The 16,811-nt window shown below is 39.3% G+C and carries 17 protein-coding genes; 15 read left to right on the top strand and 2 right to left on the bottom strand.

Annotation, left to right across the window (positions count from 1 at the left end; genetic code table 11):
• Positions 1-62 precede the first annotated feature (62 nt).
• From ahpC to eno, 3 genes are all read left to right on the top strand, one after another.
• Positions 63-626 (top strand): alkyl hydroperoxide reductase subunit C, encoded by a 564-nt coding sequence (ahpC, locus tag CD03_RS0113870; protein ID WP_027294169.1) that lies wholly within the window; start codon positions 63-65, stop codon positions 624-626.
• 1 nt (position 627) lies between these two features.
• Entirely contained in the window at positions 628-2,280 is a 1,653-nt protein-coding gene (locus CD03_RS0113865; RefSeq protein WP_027294168.1) for an FAD-dependent oxidoreductase, read from the top strand.
• Positions 2,281-2,345: 65 nt separating this feature from the next.
• Positions 2,346-3,638, top strand: a complete 1,293-nt coding sequence (gene eno / locus CD03_RS0113860) for a phosphopyruvate hydratase (protein WP_027294167.1) — start codon at positions 2,346-2,348, stop codon at positions 3,636-3,638.
• 98 nt (positions 3,639-3,736) lie between these two features.
• Here eno and CD03_RS0113855 read toward each other — a convergent pair whose 3' ends face one another.
• Both CD03_RS0113855 and CD03_RS0113850 read right to left on the bottom strand, forming a co-directional pair.
• Positions 3,737-5,023 (bottom strand): S41 family peptidase, encoded by a 1,287-nt coding sequence (locus CD03_RS0113855; protein WP_027294166.1) that lies wholly within the window; start codon positions 5,021-5,023, stop codon positions 3,737-3,739.
• A 107-nt stretch (positions 5,024-5,130) separates the two neighbouring features.
• The gene (locus tag CD03_RS0113850; RefSeq protein ID WP_044289376.1) at positions 5,131-6,231 is read right to left on the bottom strand and encodes a DUF3810 domain-containing protein; all 1,101 of its coding nucleotides are present in this window, start codon (positions 6,229-6,231) and stop codon (positions 5,131-5,133) included.
• A 242-nt stretch (positions 6,232-6,473) separates the two neighbouring features.
• Between CD03_RS0113850 and CD03_RS0113845 the strand changes: the two genes are divergently transcribed.
• The 12 genes from CD03_RS0113845 (at position 6,474) to CD03_RS0113790 (ending at position 16,709) form a co-directional block, all read left to right on the top strand.
• Positions 6,474-6,704 carry an HPr family phosphocarrier protein gene (locus CD03_RS0113845; protein ID WP_027294164.1) on the top strand — a complete coding sequence of 77 codons (231 nt, stop codon included), beginning with the start codon at positions 6,474-6,476 and terminating at the stop codon, positions 6,702-6,704.
• A gap of 256 nt (positions 6,705-6,960) precedes the next feature.
• Entirely contained in the window at positions 6,961-7,254 is a 294-nt protein-coding gene (locus CD03_RS0113840; protein ID WP_027294163.1) for a LytR/AlgR family response regulator transcription factor, read from the top strand.
• Between the two features lie 30 nt (positions 7,255-7,284).
• Positions 7,285-7,671 (top strand): LytR/AlgR family response regulator transcription factor, encoded by a 387-nt coding sequence (locus CD03_RS36085; protein WP_052377799.1) that lies wholly within the window; start codon positions 7,285-7,287, stop codon positions 7,669-7,671.
• Entirely contained in the window at positions 7,672-8,982 is a 1,311-nt protein-coding gene (locus CD03_RS0113830; RefSeq protein ID WP_027294162.1) for a sensor histidine kinase, read from the top strand.
• A 126-nt stretch (positions 8,983-9,108) separates the two neighbouring features.
• The gene (locus CD03_RS0113825; RefSeq protein WP_027294161.1) at positions 9,109-9,690 is read left to right on the top strand and encodes an accessory gene regulator B family protein; all 582 of its coding nucleotides are present in this window, start codon (positions 9,109-9,111) and stop codon (positions 9,688-9,690) included.
• On the top strand, positions 9,690-9,845 hold the full coding sequence (locus CD03_RS38255) for an AgrD family cyclic lactone autoinducer peptide (RefSeq protein ID WP_161597291.1): 156 nt from the start codon (positions 9,690-9,692) through the stop codon (positions 9,843-9,845). Before CD03_RS0113825 ends, CD03_RS38255 begins: the two co-directional genes overlap by 1 nt.
• Positions 9,846-10,235: 390 nt before the next feature.
• Positions 10,236-10,850 carry a zf-HC2 domain-containing protein gene (locus tag CD03_RS36080; RefSeq protein ID WP_052377798.1) on the top strand — a complete coding sequence of 205 codons (615 nt, stop codon included), beginning with the start codon at positions 10,236-10,238 and terminating at the stop codon, positions 10,848-10,850.
• A gap of 12 nt (positions 10,851-10,862) precedes the next feature.
• The gene (polA, locus tag CD03_RS0113810; protein WP_027294160.1) at positions 10,863-13,505 is read left to right on the top strand and encodes a DNA polymerase I; all 2,643 of its coding nucleotides are present in this window, start codon (positions 10,863-10,865) and stop codon (positions 13,503-13,505) included.
• Between the two features lie 19 nt (positions 13,506-13,524).
• Positions 13,525-14,130, top strand: a complete 606-nt coding sequence (coaE, locus tag CD03_RS0113805) for a dephospho-CoA kinase (protein WP_027294159.1) — start codon at positions 13,525-13,527, stop codon at positions 14,128-14,130.
• Complete coding sequence (locus CD03_RS0113800; protein ID WP_027294158.1) at positions 14,117-14,914, top strand: MBL fold metallo-hydrolase; 798 nt, start codon at positions 14,117-14,119, stop codon at positions 14,912-14,914. Before coaE ends, CD03_RS0113800 begins: the two co-directional genes overlap by 14 nt.
• A gap of 103 nt (positions 14,915-15,017) precedes the next feature.
• Complete coding sequence (locus CD03_RS0113795; protein WP_027294157.1) at positions 15,018-15,290, top strand: ACT domain-containing protein; 273 nt, start codon at positions 15,018-15,020, stop codon at positions 15,288-15,290.
• A gap of 54 nt (positions 15,291-15,344) precedes the next feature.
• Entirely contained in the window at positions 15,345-16,709 is a 1,365-nt protein-coding gene (locus tag CD03_RS0113790; RefSeq protein ID WP_027294156.1) for a PFL family protein, read from the top strand.
• Positions 16,710-16,811: the final 102 nt, after the last annotated feature.

The following is a 16,811-nucleotide window of genomic DNA, read 5'->3' as shown; positions in this document are numbered from 1 at the left end:
TTTTTGGAATACTACAAGCTGACAATAATTTTAAATATGAAAATCTAAGGAGGAAACAAATTATGTCATTAATCGGAAGAGAAGTAAGTGATTTTAAAGTACAGGCATACGTAGGAGGAGAATTTAAGGAAGTAAGTAAAAGTAATATTATGGGAAAATGGTCGGTATTCTTTTTCTATCCTGCAGATTTTACCTTTGTGTGCCCCACAGAGTTAGAAGATCTGGCTAATAAATACCAGGATTTTAAAAATATCAACTGTGAAATCTACTCAGTATCCTGTGACACCCATTTTGTTCATAAGGCATGGCATGATGCTTCAAAAACAATTCAAAAAATCCAGTATCCTATGCTGGCTGATCCCACTGGGACTTTAACCAGAGATTTTGATGTCATGATTGAAGAAGATGGACTGGCTGAACGCGGCAGCTTCATTGTAAATCCGGAAGGAAAAATCGTTGCATATGAAGTAATCGCAGGAAACGTAGGACGTAATGCCGATGAGTTATTCCGCCGGGTTCAGGCATCCCAGTTCGTTGCAGAACATGGCGATCAGGTGTGCCCTGCAAAATGGCAGCCAGGTGCAGAAACACTGAAACCAAGCCTGGAGCTTGTAGGACTGATTTAATATGGAAGAGTTATATGATGTAATTATAGTAGGCGGAGGGCCGGCAGGCCTCTCTGCCGCTATCTATATGGCGCGCGCTAGATACCGGACACTGATAATAGAAAAAGAAAAATTTGGCGGACAGATAACCATTACTTCAGAAGTAGTGAACTATCCCGGCATACCCAGTATCAGCGGCAGTGAATTGACCGAAGGAATGCGAAAACAAGCAGAAGCATTTGGTGCAGAATTTCTTCTGGCAAATGTGGAACAATTAGATTTGAATGAAGATATCAAAAGGGTTAAAACTGACCGGGGAGAGAAACGGGCCCTGGGTATTATACTTGCAACCGGCGCATCTCCCAGAAAAATCGGTTTCCCAGGCGAACAGGAGTTTCAGGGCCGAGGGGTCGCTTACTGTGCTACCTGCGATGGAGAATTTTTTACCGGAAAAGATGTTCTGGTGGCAGGCGGAGGCTTTGCTGCAGTAGAAGAAGCAATGTTTCTAACCAAATATGCAAGGCAGGTGCTTATTCTGGTACGGGGGGAATCTTTTTCCTGTGCCAAATCAGTTTCAGATGAATTAGCGAATTACGAAAAGATAAAGGTATTGTTTCATACAGAAATTAAAGAAGCAGGCGGAACAGACAAACTTCAATATGCATTGCTATACAACAGCCAGACCGGGGAAACCACACGGTTTGAACCGGAGGACGGCAGTTCTTTTGGTATCTTTGTATTTGCAGGGTATGCCCCCGCAAACAGCCTGTTCAAAGATATTGTTGATATAGATGAGCATGGTTATCTGATCACCGATATGAACCATAAAACAAGTATAGACGGTGTTTACGGCGCAGGAGATATCTGCGTAAAAAATTTACGCCAGGTAGTGACAGCCGTTGCAGACGGCGCCAAAGCCGCTACTTCTCTGGAAAAGTATGTTTCGGAAGTCCATGAGCGAAAAAATATACCACCGATTCCGATGCCGCTAAAAGCCCACACGAGTGATAGCGCGTCAAGGGAAGCGAATAACCATCCGGAACAGGAAGAATCCCATTCCGATGGAGCATTTATTCCTGCTACCATGAGAAGTCAGCTGAAACCTTTATTTGAAAAGTTTACCAGACAGATCCGATTAAAAGCATTTTTGGATCAAACTCCTATATCACGGGAAGCAGAAGGATTTGTACAGGAAATGGCGGAATTGACTTCCTGGATCGAAACTGAAATCATACAGGATGCAAACATACCACTGACACCGTCCATAGACTTATATGAAAGTTCCGGATTATCTCTTGGATTCCGGTTTCATGGTGTCCCGGGCGGACACGAATTCAATTCTTTTATTGTAACTTTATATAATGCAGCAGGGCCGGGACAGATGATTGATGAGCAGCTATTGGGAAAGATACGGGCTATATCCGAACCGGTTAAAATAGATATTGCCATCTCCTTATCCTGCACAATGTGTCCGGACTTAGTTATGGCTGCAGGCAGAATCGCCATTGAGAATGCTAATGTCCAGTGTGATATTTTTGATCTGAATCATTTTCCGAAGCTCAAAGAAGATTATCAGATCATGAGCGTGCCTTGTATGATAATCAATCAGGAGCATGCTTATTTTGGAAAAAAGAGCATCGAGGAAATTCTTGGTCTTATAGATGAAAACAGTTAATATACTGATACAGTAATGCCTGGCAGGTTATTACTGTATCAGTTATAGTCAGAAAGAGGTGCGGTATGAATCAATTAGAAATAGAAAAAGTAATCGGTAGGGAAATCATTGATTCCAGGGGGAACCCAACGGTAGAAGCGGAAGTTCATCTCAAAGACGGAACCATAGGAAGAGGTGCTTCTCCAAGCGGAGCCTCAACCGGAATATTTGAAGCACTGGAACTTAGAGATAATGATAAGACCCGTTTTAAAGGAAAAGGGGTCCAAAAAGCAGTTCAGAATATCAATGAAATCATAAATCAGGTCCTCTCAAATATGAATGCCGGTGACATTTATAAAATAGACAGCGCAATGATTGCAGCAGACCAGACAGAAGATAAATCAAAGCTGGGCGCCAACGCGATCCTTGCCGTTTCCATAGCATGTGTACGCGCTGCTTCTTTATCACTTAAAATGCCTCTATATCAGTTTCTTGGCGGCATCTCCGGAAATAAACTGCCGGTGCCTATGATGAACATTTTAAATGGAGGTGCACACGCTTCCAATACGGTAGATGTGCAGGAATTTATGATTATGCCGGTTGGCGCTTCCAGTTTTAAGGAAGGGCTTCGCTGGTGTACTGAAGTTTTTCATACACTGGCATCCATATTAAAATCCAGAGGCCTTGCTACTTCTGTCGGGGATGAAGGTGGATTTGCACCGGATCTTGCCAGCGATGAAGAAGCTATTCAGTATATTCTAATGGCAATAGAAGAGGCAGGATACCAACCCGGAAGAGATTTTGTGCTGGCGATCGATGCAGCAGCCAGTGAATGGAAAGGTGAAACCAGCGGAAATTATCTGCTTCCTAAGTGTAAAAAGAAATTCACCTCCCAGGAACTGATTGCGCATTGGAAAATGCTCTGTGATAAATACCCCATTTATTCCATTGAGGATGCGCTGGACGAAGAAGACTGGCAGGGCTGGCAGCTCCTTACAAAAGAACTGGGAAGCCAGGTTCAGTTAGTGGGAGATGATCTGTTTGTAACGAATACCAAGCGTCTGAAAAAGGGTATTGAATTGGGCTGCGGAAATTCCATCTTAATTAAACTAAACCAGATTGGAACGGTGTCGGAAACACTGGAAGCCATCAAAATGGCACAGCAGGCAGGTTATACGGCAATTGCTTCCCATCGCTCTGGAGAAACGGAAGATACTACTATTGCTGACCTTGCAGTCGCCCTCTCTACCGGTCAGATCAAAACCGGAGCTCCAAGCAGAAGTGAGAGAGTTGCCAAGTATAATCAGCTGCTCCGTATTGAAGAAGAACTTGGTAATGAAGCAGTGTATCCCGGTATTCATGCATTTAACAGACACTAAATATTATTGACACAAAAAAAGCAGGAGTAAAACGGCTTTATGCCATTTAGTCCTGCTTTTGCATTTGGTTTTCCGATGCTTTATCTGCTTCTTATCTGTTATTTATCAAATATCTTCAATGCTTCCTGAAGCTGTTTATCCTTTTTCAATGGAACATTCGCTTCTTTTGCCTGTTCCTCATCTGCTTCTATCACCACATCCGGTTCCAGTCCGTTACCCTGGATGGAATAGCCGCTTTTTGTGAAATAGCTGGAAATGGTAAGTTTCACGGCTGTGCCATCTTCCAGAGGAATAACATTTTGTACAATTCCTTTGCCAAAGGAAGTAGTTCCTGCTAATGTACCCCATTCATAATCCCGGATTGCACTTGAAAATACTTCTGCCGCACTGGCTGAATTTCCATTCATTAACACGACCGTTGGAAGTTTTACTTCATGCCCGTCCTGTCCGGATATTTCATCAAGGCGGCTGCCATGTTTATCTTCCGTATATACGATCAATCCATCCGGCAGAATATAATCCAGCATGGAAACCACGCTGTCAAGAAGTCCTCCGGGACAGTTTCTAAGGTCATAAACAATTTTTTCCATTCCCTGTTTCTCTAAATCATCAATTGCATTCTTAAACTGTTCAACCGTTACTTCATCAAATTCACTGATCGCAATATACCCGACTTTATCCGGAAGCATTTTATAAGTAATGGTGTCTACTTTTATTTTTTGACGCTTCATGGTTAATTCCAGGGTTTCATCTGTCGATTTACGGTAAACCGTAATCTTAACATCGGTTCCTTCCTCCCCGGATATCATTTCAACGATCTTGTTTAACTCGGTTCCTGAAACATTCATATCGTCTACACCAATAATAATGTCATCTACTAATATTCCAGCGCCTTCTGCCGGACTATTTTCATAGACCTTAGCAATACTGGCTTGTTTTGTTATATAGTGCTGGTTAACCAGTACTCCAATTCCACAGTAATTTCCGGAAGAAGATTTTTTCATTGATTCAAAATCCTCTTTATTGTAATAAGCAGAATAGACATCGTCCAGCCCATACAGCATCCCCTTGTATATCCAGTCCTCAACCTGTTCATTATTCTCATCAAAATAATAATACTTGTCGATTAAATTCTGAATAGTGCTGATCTTATTTGATATACGGGACACATCCAGTTCTTCTTTTTTTCCGGATTCTGTCCCGTTCTCACTTTTAGCGGCAGTTTGCTGTGCCCCATTGGTTTCACCCGCGACAGATCTGGAATCCCAGGCCTTGCTGTTCGTATAAATCAATAAAGACATTATACAGATGATCCCCATCGCTGCGGCGCCTGTTATAATGCCTTTCCAATAAGAATTTTTATGATCTCTGTTCTTATCCTCCAATGTTTTGTCCTCCTTGCACTCTCTATATTCAGTATGGTACGTTCCTATTAACTATACCCGTTAAATATTTTAAGTATACAAGGATTTATCAACAGAGTCAATGTAAATTACTTAAAAAACACTTTATATCCTACCATCAAATCTACCATTCTGTTATAACTTTTCACACCGTCTGACTGACCATTCGCTTTTAAATAAGTATCATTCATTTTTACAGCTGCCTTTGCCACTTTTGTATCATAGCGTTTCCAAAAGCTATTATTGGCGGTAAGGTCTGCTTCTACAATGGGGTTAATCTGTCTGCGGATTGTTTTGTAGGCTTCTTTATCCGACTTGCTTAAAACATTCATGCTGGATATCCAGGCGGTAAGGCTGCCGCTGTAACGAAATTCCGGTACATCCGATTTTTCACATGCCAGATATGCTATAAAATTTGCTTCATCCTCCTGCATAAATCCTTTTAAGTGGGAGAGTTCATGGCACGCAGTAAATGGGATATTATAAGGAAGCATATCTCCATTGTAGTTTGCCTCAATCGTAAAAGGCGAGTAGATGCCGCTTAAATTCTGAACGGATAAAATACCGGATGCCCACAATTTTTTAGGTCTTGGATAATAATCCGACAATCCGATATAGTCTTTACTGACCTTCTTCATAGCCTCTACTGCCTGATCCTGTACGGTTGTGTCAACAATACAAATACCTTCCGTATTGCGTTTTACCATTCCTGCCCACAGATTTACTTCTACGGTTAAGTCCTCACACAGGATAGCCAGATCCGAAGAAGTGTAGGAAACAACCTCAAAACCATTATGCTGTGAAAAGGAAACTCTCTGATAATTAATGCCGCAGTTAATGGTATATAAAAAAAATAGAATAGCCGCTCCATGAACCAGATATAAAAGGCCTATGTAAATATGCGATAATTTTTTCTTTTTGCGGACTACTTGCAAAATAAATATGAAAATACTAATGACACAGACGATGATAGCGATATAGAGAAATATTTCTACCAAAGAAAACGGGAATATGGATTCCAATCTCCCGATACAGTTGACCAGGACCGGATAAATCGTTGCCGAATACCATTCTGCAAATCCTTTGTATTCTTTTGCCAGAAATAACAAAAAGAGGCTAAAAACGTATAATAACATACTTCCAAATAATTGTAACAGTTTTTTGTTGTCATCTACTCCAATTTCTCCCATAATTTGCCCACCTATCACAAAAATTCTAATAATTATATTTTAGCAAAATTCGACAAATTTTTCTACAAAAAACAGAAATGTTCATACAATGTTTACATGTTAATTTTTACCATTAACCCTACCATATTTTATGGGCAAATGTGATAAAAAAAGTACTAAAAATCATAAAATATTACTCTTGTGGAACCAAAAGAAAGAGTAATATAATGATAACATACAAAAGATGGAAAGGAGGTAAACTGATGACAAAGATGCCCGTTAATTTTCAGAGTCCTGAGGACATCATTAAATTTGTAAATATTGTAAGCAGTTATGATTATGATGTGGATTTAAAGTGTGGACACTACGTGGTGGACGCGAAATCCCTGGTCAGTGCATTTACGCTGAGTAATTCCACTAATATTGAGATGCAGATCCATGGCGATGATTGCAATGAATTGTTAGTCCATGTTGCCGAATATTTATGCAATTAGTAGTAGAAATAAGAATGTCATTTGATTAATGTTCTATAGACGGCACATAATCAGATCGGCATTCTTATTTTTTGCGTTTATAATTTTATACAGCGGGACCGTGCCCGTACCTTGAAATAATTGTGGACAAACCCTAAAATAATAGGTATGATAGGCTAGAGTATGTTTATTTTTAAAACATGCGCTGGTAGTCCAAAGAGGACAACCAACTATATACATAAGAATAAATTAATAGAAGGAACAAAGGAGAAATTTTATGCTTCATATCGTCATATGTGATGATCAACCCATTATTGCCGAGAAAATTAAAAATATCATAGTTAGTCAGATGGCTGATACTAATGAAGATTATCAATTAACTGCAAAATATAACGGAAATGATCTGCTTGCATTTGTATCTGAAAATCAGGCAGATCTAATTTTTCTGGATATTGATATGCCGGACATCTCAGGCATGGAAATTGCATCACAGCTTTATCAGTCAGGAATCAGCAACCGCATTGTCTTTGTAACCAGTCATGCAAATCTGGTTTTCGATACTTTTAAGTAGCACCCGTTTCAATTTATAAGAAAAGAGTATATGGATACGGAACTGCCGGAAGTCTTGAATGGCTTTCTTGATCTGAACACAGATGAGAATCAGGTACTTGAGATTACAGACGCAGATGGTATACATCTCATTCCCATTAAACAGATCATATTTATGGAAAAGATAGACAGAAAAATTGCTATTATTTGCAACAATGATAAAACCTTCCAGGTCTGGGCATCACTGCGTGATTTTGAAACAACCTATGCTAAGAATGGCCTGTGCAGAATACATAATGGCATTATGGTGAATCTGAAGTATGTTTCAAGTATCGAAAACGACACCGTTATTATGGAAAATGAAATGGAACTTCCAATGAGCAGAAGCCGTAAGAAAGATGTGAAACAGCGGTTTATTGCATATATGAGGGGGCGATAAATGAATATACTTTATACAATAACTAAATACTTAGCCAGTCCGATCGAAAACTTTCTGATTTTATATTTTCTGATTAAATATCTGGACTATAAAAATGATTCAACTTCAAGTAAAGTAGGCGGAGTGTTAGCTGTCATATTTGTTACGATTATTGCACAATTTACAGGAACATTCTACAGAAGTGACGTGATTCTCCCTATAGCAGCAATTTTTGTTCTGTGGCTCTATTGCAGATGGGCGCTAAACGGTGGTGCAATGCTTCAAATGCTGTGTTGTTTTACACCATTTATCATGATTACACTGATTAATACTCTTGCATATCAATTAGTTGCAATGTCTTTTAATATTACTGTGGATGCCTTGTTAACATCTGAATCTTATATCCTGATATGGGTATTTATTATTACAAGAGTTTTGTTATATGTTTTTATTCAAGTCATATTACGTGTAATGAAACGTAGTAAACTAAACCTTAGAAGGCGGGAATGGATTACATTTTTAATCGTATTCCTGGTTTCTTTTATTACTGATGCAACTTTGTATTTAATGGTTAGAAATAATCCTACAGATGAAGCAATGAACCTTAAAGCCCTCATTATTCTCATTGGCATTATTATTATTGATATTTATATCTATCATTCTATATTATCATTAAGCCAGGAAAATCAGGATATTCTTCATATGGAGCTGACAGAATTAAAATGCAAAGAGTTGGAGCGACAACTCTTTCAAATAAAGGATGCAGAAAATAGAGAAACAAAAATGCGTCATGATTATAAAAATCACCTTGCCTGTATACAAACACTTTTACTTGAAGAAAAATATGATACCGTAATAGATTATGCCAAGAAAGTATCAGACTTTTATCTTCAGCAGTCAACAGCTTCGGAAATCTGCAATAATCATACTATCAATGCCGTTCTTCACGCTAAATCGGACGTTTGTCAAAAATACGGTATTCTTTTAGATATCAAAGTAGCGGGAGATACAAGTACTCTGGATGGAGTTGATACCAGTATTGTTTTATTCAATCTCCTGGATAATGCAATTGACGCAAATATGAATAATGAGAATAAATGGATTTCACTGGAGATGTATCAGGAAAAATGTTATTTTAATATATTTGTAAAAAATCCTATTAATGAATCAGTATTAAAGAAAAATCCACAGTTGTTATCTACAAAAGAATCTTCCGGAAAGCACGGTCTGGGACATCTGAATGTAGCTGATGCTGTAAATAAGAACGGAGGTATAGTAGAATATTACGAAAAAGATAATACATTTATAGCACATATTATGATGAAAATATAAATGAATTACCAGTTAGGCGATAAATCAAACCAATTAGTCAATTCGTATTGAAACTTTTAGAATAAATTGGTAAAATCCAATAGAAATGTAAAATTTTATTAGGTTTTTAGGGATTTAGGTGAAGTTATGATTTCAAAGTGTGCTAATGTGGTGACTGATTTATGTGTCCGGAAGATGATCATTCAAGGCACTGAAAAAGAAGTATACCAGTATGGTTTTGAATTAATAATATCAACTGCAGTCAATATATTCTGGGTATTATTAATTGGTATTGTTTACCAAAGAATTTTTTTAGCTTTATTCGGGTTTTTAATTTTTGCATGGATTCGGACCCAAAGTGGAGGATACCACGCAAGTTCTTATTTCAGATGTAACTTTTCATTAATTATTGTATTTGGATTTATCATGACATCTGTTCGTTTTTTTAAAATAACAGATATTAATTTTGCCTTTTTTGTACTGGCATACATATATGTTCCACTTTTTATGTGGCAGTTTTCACCAGTTGAAAACTTGAAATCCCCTTTAGACACTACTGAAATTCCTCTTATAAAAAGAAAAGTTTTATTAAGGGTGCTGTTTTGTGAGGTAGTGGGCATTTGCGGATGGATATTCGGTTACGACGAATTAGCTGTTTTAGTCTTGTTTGTCCTTGTAACCGTTATCATATTAATAATCATAGAAATATTGAAAAGGAGGCGATTATAATGAAAGCCAATATTAAAGAGAACCTGTTAAAAGTTGTTGCAGCTGCTGGACATGCTGTAGCATTAGAAGGCGGTGACTGGCCTTCATGGTTTGGTACATACCAGCCATCTAAACCAGAAGCATTAAAAAAATCTAATGGTAAAAGTACCAAATAGGATACAAAAATTACCAACTAGACAAGAATCTAATCCAGTTAGTCAAAAGCTATTGTAATTTTTTCAAAATGAGTTAATATATTGGTGTTCAGACAATTATTAACTCATTATCCTTTTTCGGAAGCTGTCTGATTTGATTACTGTTATCGTTTGAGGGAGTACTGCGTGAAGTGGGGAACGCGTGTATATAAATATATATGAGCGATAATAACGTACGGAAATTTTTTAATAAACGAACAGAATCAAATCGGCTTCATAATACGCCTCTGTAATATGCCAGACGCCTTTATCTGGGATATTACAGAGGCCATTTTTATTTTGTAATGGCAATTTTGAATAAGGTGTGTTAGAATCATGTTAGTTTAAATTTTGCCTTTCGGAGGAAAGCATATGGATTGTAAAACTGCCCAGCAGATGATTTTGCCTTATATACAGCGAAAATTAAATGATAAAGAACTCGAAAAATTCATTGAGCATATCAAAGAATGTCCGGAATGCCATGAAGAACTTGAGATTTATTTTACGATCTATTTTGCATTGGAACGTCTGGATGATGAAAGCCATATAAACTATAATATCCAGAAGCTGCTGGTTGATGACCTGCATTCTTCTGAGCATCGTGTCCACCGCAGAAAGATCATGCGTTTTTACCGGCATTGCTTTATGGCTGTGGCGGAACTGGCTCTGTTAATCGTTCTTTTTACCCAGTTTCAGATGTGGGGAAGTAATAAAACGATTCAGCAGACAACAATCTATGAATTTGTCTATGGCAATCCAAAATCCGAGATCGATGAAAATTTAAAAGATATACCTCAGATCTACCAGATTGAAACTATGGATTCTGAGAAAGCTTCCGGCAGTGAAAAGAGCAGTGTGAAAAAAACTCCCGAGACGGAAAGTTCTGCCAATTCTGCCAGCGAAAAATCCACAAATAAAAAAAAGAAGAATACAAAGAAAAAGAATGCAAAAAATAAGAGTACTGAAATTCAGACTACAAAAAAGTAATTGGAGATATCTATGAGTAAAAAAATTGTTTTAATAGATGGACATAGTATTTTAAACAGAGCATATTACGGAATTCCCGACCTGACTAATTCGGAAGGACTTCATACCAATGCGATTTACGGATTTTTGAATATCATGTTTAAAATATTATCCGAAGAAAACGCGGATTATCTGGCAGTGGCATTTGACTTGAAAGCCCCTACATTCCGTCATACAATGTATGCGGATTACAAAGGCACCAGAAAGCCTATGCCGGATGAACTGCGCCAACAGGTGCCGGTGATGAAAGAAGTTCTCCAGTCTATGGATATTCCGCTGATGCAGCTGGAAGGATATGAAGCAGATGATCTTTTGGGCACCGTTGCAAAAAAAATGGAAAAAGAAGGTCTGGTGGTTTCTATCGTTTCCGGAGACAGGGACATGCTGCAGCTTGCAACAGACCAGATCAAAATCCGCATTCCCAAAACGAAACGTACCGGTACGGAAATAGAAGATTACAATACCAAAGATGTAATAGAAAAATATCAGGTTACACCCCCTCAGATTATTGAATTAAAAGCACTGATGGGGGATGCTTCTGACAACATACCGGGAATCCCGGGGGTTGGTGAAAAGACGGCAACAAAATTAATTGTTGAATACGGATCTATTGAAAATGTCCATGCTCATGTGGATGAGGTGAAACCGAATAAAGCCAAAGAATCTCTGAAAAATCATTATGATTTGGCTGTACTGAGTAAGGAACTGGCTACGATTAACATAGAAAGCCCTCTTGAATTCTCTCTGGAAAGTGCAAGAATTCATAACCTCTATACCCAGAAGGCTTTTGAAATGTTTAAGCGTCTGGAGTTTAAAAACCTGCTTTCAAAATTTGACTGCGAAGCACCGGCTAATACAGTGACCGATTCATTTGCGAAAGCTGATGACTTGGGTAAAGTAGAAGAGATATTTACAAATGCCTGTAAGAAAGAGCATGTAGGCTTACAGCTTTTTATAGAGAAAAACTTGCTTTTCGGGTGTTCACTCTGTTTTGGAACTGCAGATATTTATTTTATACCGGTTCAGGGATTCATATCCGAAGATTACCTGACAGGGAAGATTCATGAAATGATTCGGGCAGTCCCGGGCATTAGTACCATTAATCTGAAAGAGCAGTTAGGGTATCTTGCAGTAACCAGAGAACAGCAGCCGAAATTTGCTGACGCAGCCATTGGTGCTTATCTGGTGAATCCGCTAAAGGACACATACACATACGAAGATATTGCCAAAGAGTATCTGGAAATGATGGTTCCTTCCAAAGCAGAACTGTTGGGTAAAATTTCTCTGACAGCGGCAGCGGAAGATAAGGAAGCAGAACTGATAACTTATGCCTGCTACGCAGCTTATGTTGCTTTTGCTTCCACACCTAAAATCCGGGAACGCCTTGTGGAAATGAAGATGGATCATCTTTTTGATGAAATTGAGATGCCCCTTGTTTATACACTCTTTGATATGGAGCAGGAAGGGATTCTCGTAGAATCGGACGCACTGAAGATCTATGGGGAACAGCTTCAGATCCGTATTACGGAACTTGAGAAATCTATTTACGAGCAGGCAGGAGAGCAGTTTAATATCAATTCTCCAAAGCAGCTGGGTGTTATTTTATTTGAAAAGTTAAAATGTCCTAATGGCAAAAAAACAAAAACCGGGTATTCTACTGCCGCGGATGTTCTGGAAAAACTGGCTCCGGATTTCCCAATCGTAACCAATATACTGGAATACCGCCAGCTTACAAAATTAAAATCCACTTATGCAGACGGACTTGCGAATTATATCTCTTCTGACGGCAGAATACACAGCACCTTTAATCAGACCATTGCGGCAACTGGAAGAATCAGCAGCACAGAACCAAACCTGCAGAATATTCCCATCCGTATGGAACTCGGCAGACTTATACGTAAAGTTTTTGTTCCAAAGGAAGGCTGTGTATTTGTAGATGCCGATTATTCCCAGATTGAATTACGTGTTCTTGCACATATCTCAGGAGATGAAACTTTAATAAATGCCTATAGAGAAGCTCAGGATATTCACCGGATTACTGCATCCCAGGTATTTCACATACCATTTGATGAGGTTACCGATCTGCAGAGACGTAATGCAAAAGCAGTAAACTTTGGTATTGTCTATGGCATCAGCTCTTTTGGGCTCAGTCAGGATCTGAGCATCACCAGAAAAGAGGCATCGGAATATATTGAGCAATACTTCATCACCTATCCCAGAATCAAGCAGTTCCTGGATGAAACCGTAGAAGCTGCTAAAAAAGAGGGATATGTAACGACCATGTTTGGCAGAAGACGCCCTGTTCCGGAATTAAATTCCAGTAATTTTATGCAGCGTTCTTTTGGAGAGCGTGTAGCGATGAACTCTCCGATACAGGGAACTGCTGCAGATATTATTAAAATAGCTATGATTCGGGTAAATAACAGTCTGAAAGAAAAAGGACTGAAATCCAGATTGATCCTTCAGGTACATGATGAGCTTTTAATTGAAGCAGCTCAGGATGAACTTGCTCAGGTAGAACAGATTTTAGAGGCTGAAATGACAGGCGCTGCTGATCTGGCTGTAAAAATGGAGATCGATATGCATACCGGTAATAACTGGTATGAGGCTAAATAGATAGGAGATATGATTACTAATGAAAGTATTAGGAATCACCGGCGGAGTTGGCGCCGGTAAAAGCACCGTTTTACACTATATTGCAAAAATGTATCATGCGAGAGTCATTCAGGCTGACCAGGTAGGACATCTTCTGATGTCCCCGGGCCAGGTATGTTACTACCGCATTACAGAAACATTTGGAAGCGGAATTCTAAAGGCCGACCAGAATATCAACCGCAGCAAGCTTGCTGATATAGTTTTCCAGGATCACGAGAAATTGCAGAAACTAAATCAGATTGTCCATCCTGCGGTAAAAGAATATATTGTAAATGAAATCAAAAAAGAACGCACTGCCAAAAAAGTTCCTTTTGTTGTGATCGAAGCGGCTCTTTTGATTGAAGATCATTATGAAACAATCTGTGATGAATTCTGGTATGTCTACACATCCGATGATGTACGCAGAAAAAGACTGAAACAGGCACGTGGATATTCCGATGAAAAAGTAAAACAAATCATAAAAAACCAGATGCGCGACAACGTATTTCGCCAGCATTGTCAATTTGTAGTTGACAACAGCAGCAATATTGTAGAAAATACATATGAACAAATTGACAGGGGATTGATAGAACATGAATTTTTGTAGTATAACAAGCGGAAGCAGCGGAAACTGCATTTACGTAGGATCAGAACATGCCAGTCTTCTTGTAGACGTAGGCTTAAGCGGCAAAAGAATTGAAGCCGGATTAAACTCCATTGACCGTAAAACGGCCGAAATGGACGGCATTTTAATTACACATGAACATTCTGACCATATTAAAGGCCTGGGAGTTCTCGCCAGAAAATATCAGATACCAATCTATGCAACCGGCGCAACCATTGAGGCAATGAAAGCCTATACACCACTTGGCAAAGTAGATGATTCTCTTTTTTGTGAGATCTATCCGGATGAGCCATTTTGTATTAAGGATCTGGAAGTAGCACCATTTTCTATTTCCCACGATGCGGCCGATCCGGTAGCGTACCGCATTAACCATGAAAATAAATCCGTTGGTGTGATTACCGACCTCGGACATTATAACGATTACATAGTAGACCATCTTCAGGGACTTGACGGCGTACTTCTGGAAGCGAATCACGATATTAATATGCTTCAGGTAGGAAGTTATCCTTATTATCTGAAACAGCGTATCCTTGGAAACAGGGGACATCTGTCTAACGAAAATGCAGGACGGCTGCTCTGCCGGATTCTTCATGATGGATTAAAAACAATTATGCTTGGACATCTCAGCAGAGAAAATAATTATGAGGAGCTTGCATATGAAACGGTCTGCTCAGAAGTGACTTTAGGTGAAAATCCTTATAAAGCCAAAGATTTTCCAATCCGCGTGGCTCACAGGGATGAACCAAGTGAATTATTTGCGATATAAAGCCATAACGTACCGGATCTTTGCTAAGGCCGATCTGGTGCGGAATTGACTTACATATATAGATTAATGTGAAAGAGGACTCCGGTCCCCGAAAGGAGAAGAAATGAAAAAAACAATTATCACAGTCGTAGGAAAAGATACCGTGGGAATCATCGCTAAGGTTTGTACTTTCCTTGCAGAAAACAACGTTAACATCCTGGACATCTCTCAGACAATCGTACAGGGATTCTTCAATATGATGATGGTTACCGATGCAAACAATTCTACAAAGTCTGCAGAAGAATTGGCAAAAGCACTGGAAAAACTCGGCGACGAAATCGGCGTAAGCATCCGCTGCCAGCATGAAGAAATCTTCAACATGATGCATCGTATCTAGAGCGCGTCTGCGGGCGCCAATCTGTCACTATATGAAGAAAGGTAATAATCTGTTATGATAAATTTATTTGAAGTAAGCGAAACAAATAAAATGATTACCCAGGAGAATCTGGATGTAAGAACCATTACTCTGGGTATCAGCCTGTTAGACTGTATTGATTCTGATCTGGGAAAACTAAATCAGAAAATCTACGATAAAATCACGACTCTGGCAAAAGACCTGGTTTCTACCGGTAAAGATATTGAAAGAGAATATGGAATTCCCATCGTAAATAAGCGTATTTCCATAACCCCAATTGCTTTAGTTGGCGGAAGCGCATGTAAATCTTCTGATGATTTTGTAACCATTGCAAAAACACTGGATAAAGCTGCCAAAGAAGTCGGCGTTAACTTTATAGGCGGATATTCCGCTCTGGTCAGCAAAGGAATGACAAAAAGTGATGAATATCTGATTCGTTCGATTCCAAAGGCTCTTGCATGCACTGAGCGCGTATGCAGTTCCATCAATCTGGGTTCTACCAAATGCGGTATCAATATGGATGCAGTGCGTCTGATGGGCGATATGATTCTGGAAACAGCAGAGTACACCAAAGAGAACGATTCTCTTGGATGTGCAAAACTGGTTGTTTTCTGTAATGCTCCGGATGATAATCCTTTCATGGCAGGTGCTTTCCACGGTGTGACAGAAGCAGAAGCAATCATAAATGTAGGTGTCAGCGGTCCGGGTGTTGTGAAAACAGCTTTGGAGCAGGTGCGCGGAGAAAGTTTTGAAGTATTATGCGAAACCATTAAGAAAACGGCATTTAAAGTTACACGTGTAGGACAGCTGGTAGCCCAGGAAGCATCTAACCGTCTGAATATTCCTTTTGGAATTATTGACTTGTCTCTGGCGCCAACTCCTGCCATCGGAGATAGTGTAGCTGATATCTTATGTGAAATCGGTCTGGAATATGCAGGTGCACCCGGAACAACTGCAGCACTTGCACTTTTAAACGATCAGGTGAAAAAAGGCGGTGTTATGGCTTCTTCCTATGTAGGGGGATTAAGCGGTGCTTTCATTCCGGTCAGCGAAGACCAGGGTATGATTGACGCAGTTCAGGCAAATGCACTGACCATTGAAAAATTAGAAGCAATGACCTGTGTATGTTCCGTAGGCCTGGATATGATCGCTATACCGGGAGATACCAAATCTACTACCATAGCAGGTATTATTGCTGACGAAATGGCAATCGGTATGGTAAACCAGAAAACAACCGCAGTACGTCTGATTCCGGTTATCGGAAAAGGCGTAGGAGAGATCGTACAATTCGGCGGACTGTTAGGTTATGCACCGATTATGCCGGTCAACAAATATGGCTGTGATGCCTTTGTAAACCGGAAAGGAAGAATTCCGGCTCCAATTCATAGCTTTAAAAATTAAAAATCAGGCGCGATGCTTTTGTATAAGCATCACGCCTTTTTATATGAAACAGGTAAAGTTCGCACCAGCTAGAGCGAACAAATTTGGGTTTAGTTGAGAAGG

Source organism: Robinsoniella sp. KNHs210 (assembly GCF_000686105.1).
Taxonomy (GTDB): Bacteria; Bacillota; Clostridia; order Lachnospirales; family Lachnospiraceae; genus Robinsoniella; species Robinsoniella peoriensis.
The sequence above is the reverse complement of the archived record's forward strand: the minus strand, read 5'-3'. Positions and strand labels throughout refer to the sequence as shown.

Excerpts from the sequence above, each read along its gene's own strand:
- eno (WP_027294167.1), top strand. The coding sequence starts at position 2,346 with ATGAATCAATTAGAAATAGAAAAAGTAATCGGTAGGGAAATCATTGAT.
- CD03_RS38255 (WP_161597291.1), top strand. The coding sequence starts at position 9,690 with ATGAAAGCCAATATTAAAGAGAACCTGTTAAAAGTTGTTGCAGCTGCT.
- CD03_RS0113825 (WP_027294161.1), top strand. The coding sequence starts at position 9,109 with ATGATTTCAAAGTGTGCTAATGTGGTGACTGATTTATGTGTCCGGAAG.
- CD03_RS36085 (WP_052377799.1), top strand. The coding sequence starts at position 7,285 with ATGGATACGGAACTGCCGGAAGTCTTGAATGGCTTTCTTGATCTGAAC.
- CD03_RS36080 (WP_052377798.1), top strand. The coding sequence starts at position 10,236 with ATGGATTGTAAAACTGCCCAGCAGATGATTTTGCCTTATATACAGCGA.
- CD03_RS0113830 (WP_027294162.1), top strand. The coding sequence starts at position 7,672 with ATGAATATACTTTATACAATAACTAAATACTTAGCCAGTCCGATCGAA.
- CD03_RS0113840 (WP_027294163.1), top strand. The coding sequence starts at position 6,961 with ATGCTTCATATCGTCATATGTGATGATCAACCCATTATTGCCGAGAAA.
- CD03_RS0113800 (WP_027294158.1), top strand. The coding sequence starts at position 14,117 with ATGAATTTTTGTAGTATAACAAGCGGAAGCAGCGGAAACTGCATTTAC.
- CD03_RS0113850 (WP_044289376.1), bottom strand. The coding sequence starts at position 6,231 with ATGGGAGAAATTGGAGTAGATGACAACAAAAAACTGTTACAATTATTT.
- CD03_RS0113790 (WP_027294156.1), top strand. The coding sequence starts at position 15,345 with ATGATAAATTTATTTGAAGTAAGCGAAACAAATAAAATGATTACCCAG.
- coaE (WP_027294159.1), top strand. The coding sequence starts at position 13,525 with ATGAAAGTATTAGGAATCACCGGCGGAGTTGGCGCCGGTAAAAGCACC.
- CD03_RS0113845 (WP_027294164.1), top strand. The coding sequence starts at position 6,474 with ATGACAAAGATGCCCGTTAATTTTCAGAGTCCTGAGGACATCATTAAA.
- CD03_RS0113865 (WP_027294168.1), top strand. The coding sequence starts at position 628 with ATGGAAGAGTTATATGATGTAATTATAGTAGGCGGAGGGCCGGCAGGC.
- polA (WP_027294160.1), top strand. The coding sequence starts at position 10,863 with ATGAGTAAAAAAATTGTTTTAATAGATGGACATAGTATTTTAAACAGA.
- CD03_RS0113795 (WP_027294157.1), top strand. The coding sequence starts at position 15,018 with ATGAAAAAAACAATTATCACAGTCGTAGGAAAAGATACCGTGGGAATC.
- ahpC (WP_027294169.1), top strand. The coding sequence starts at position 63 with ATGTCATTAATCGGAAGAGAAGTAAGTGATTTTAAAGTACAGGCATAC.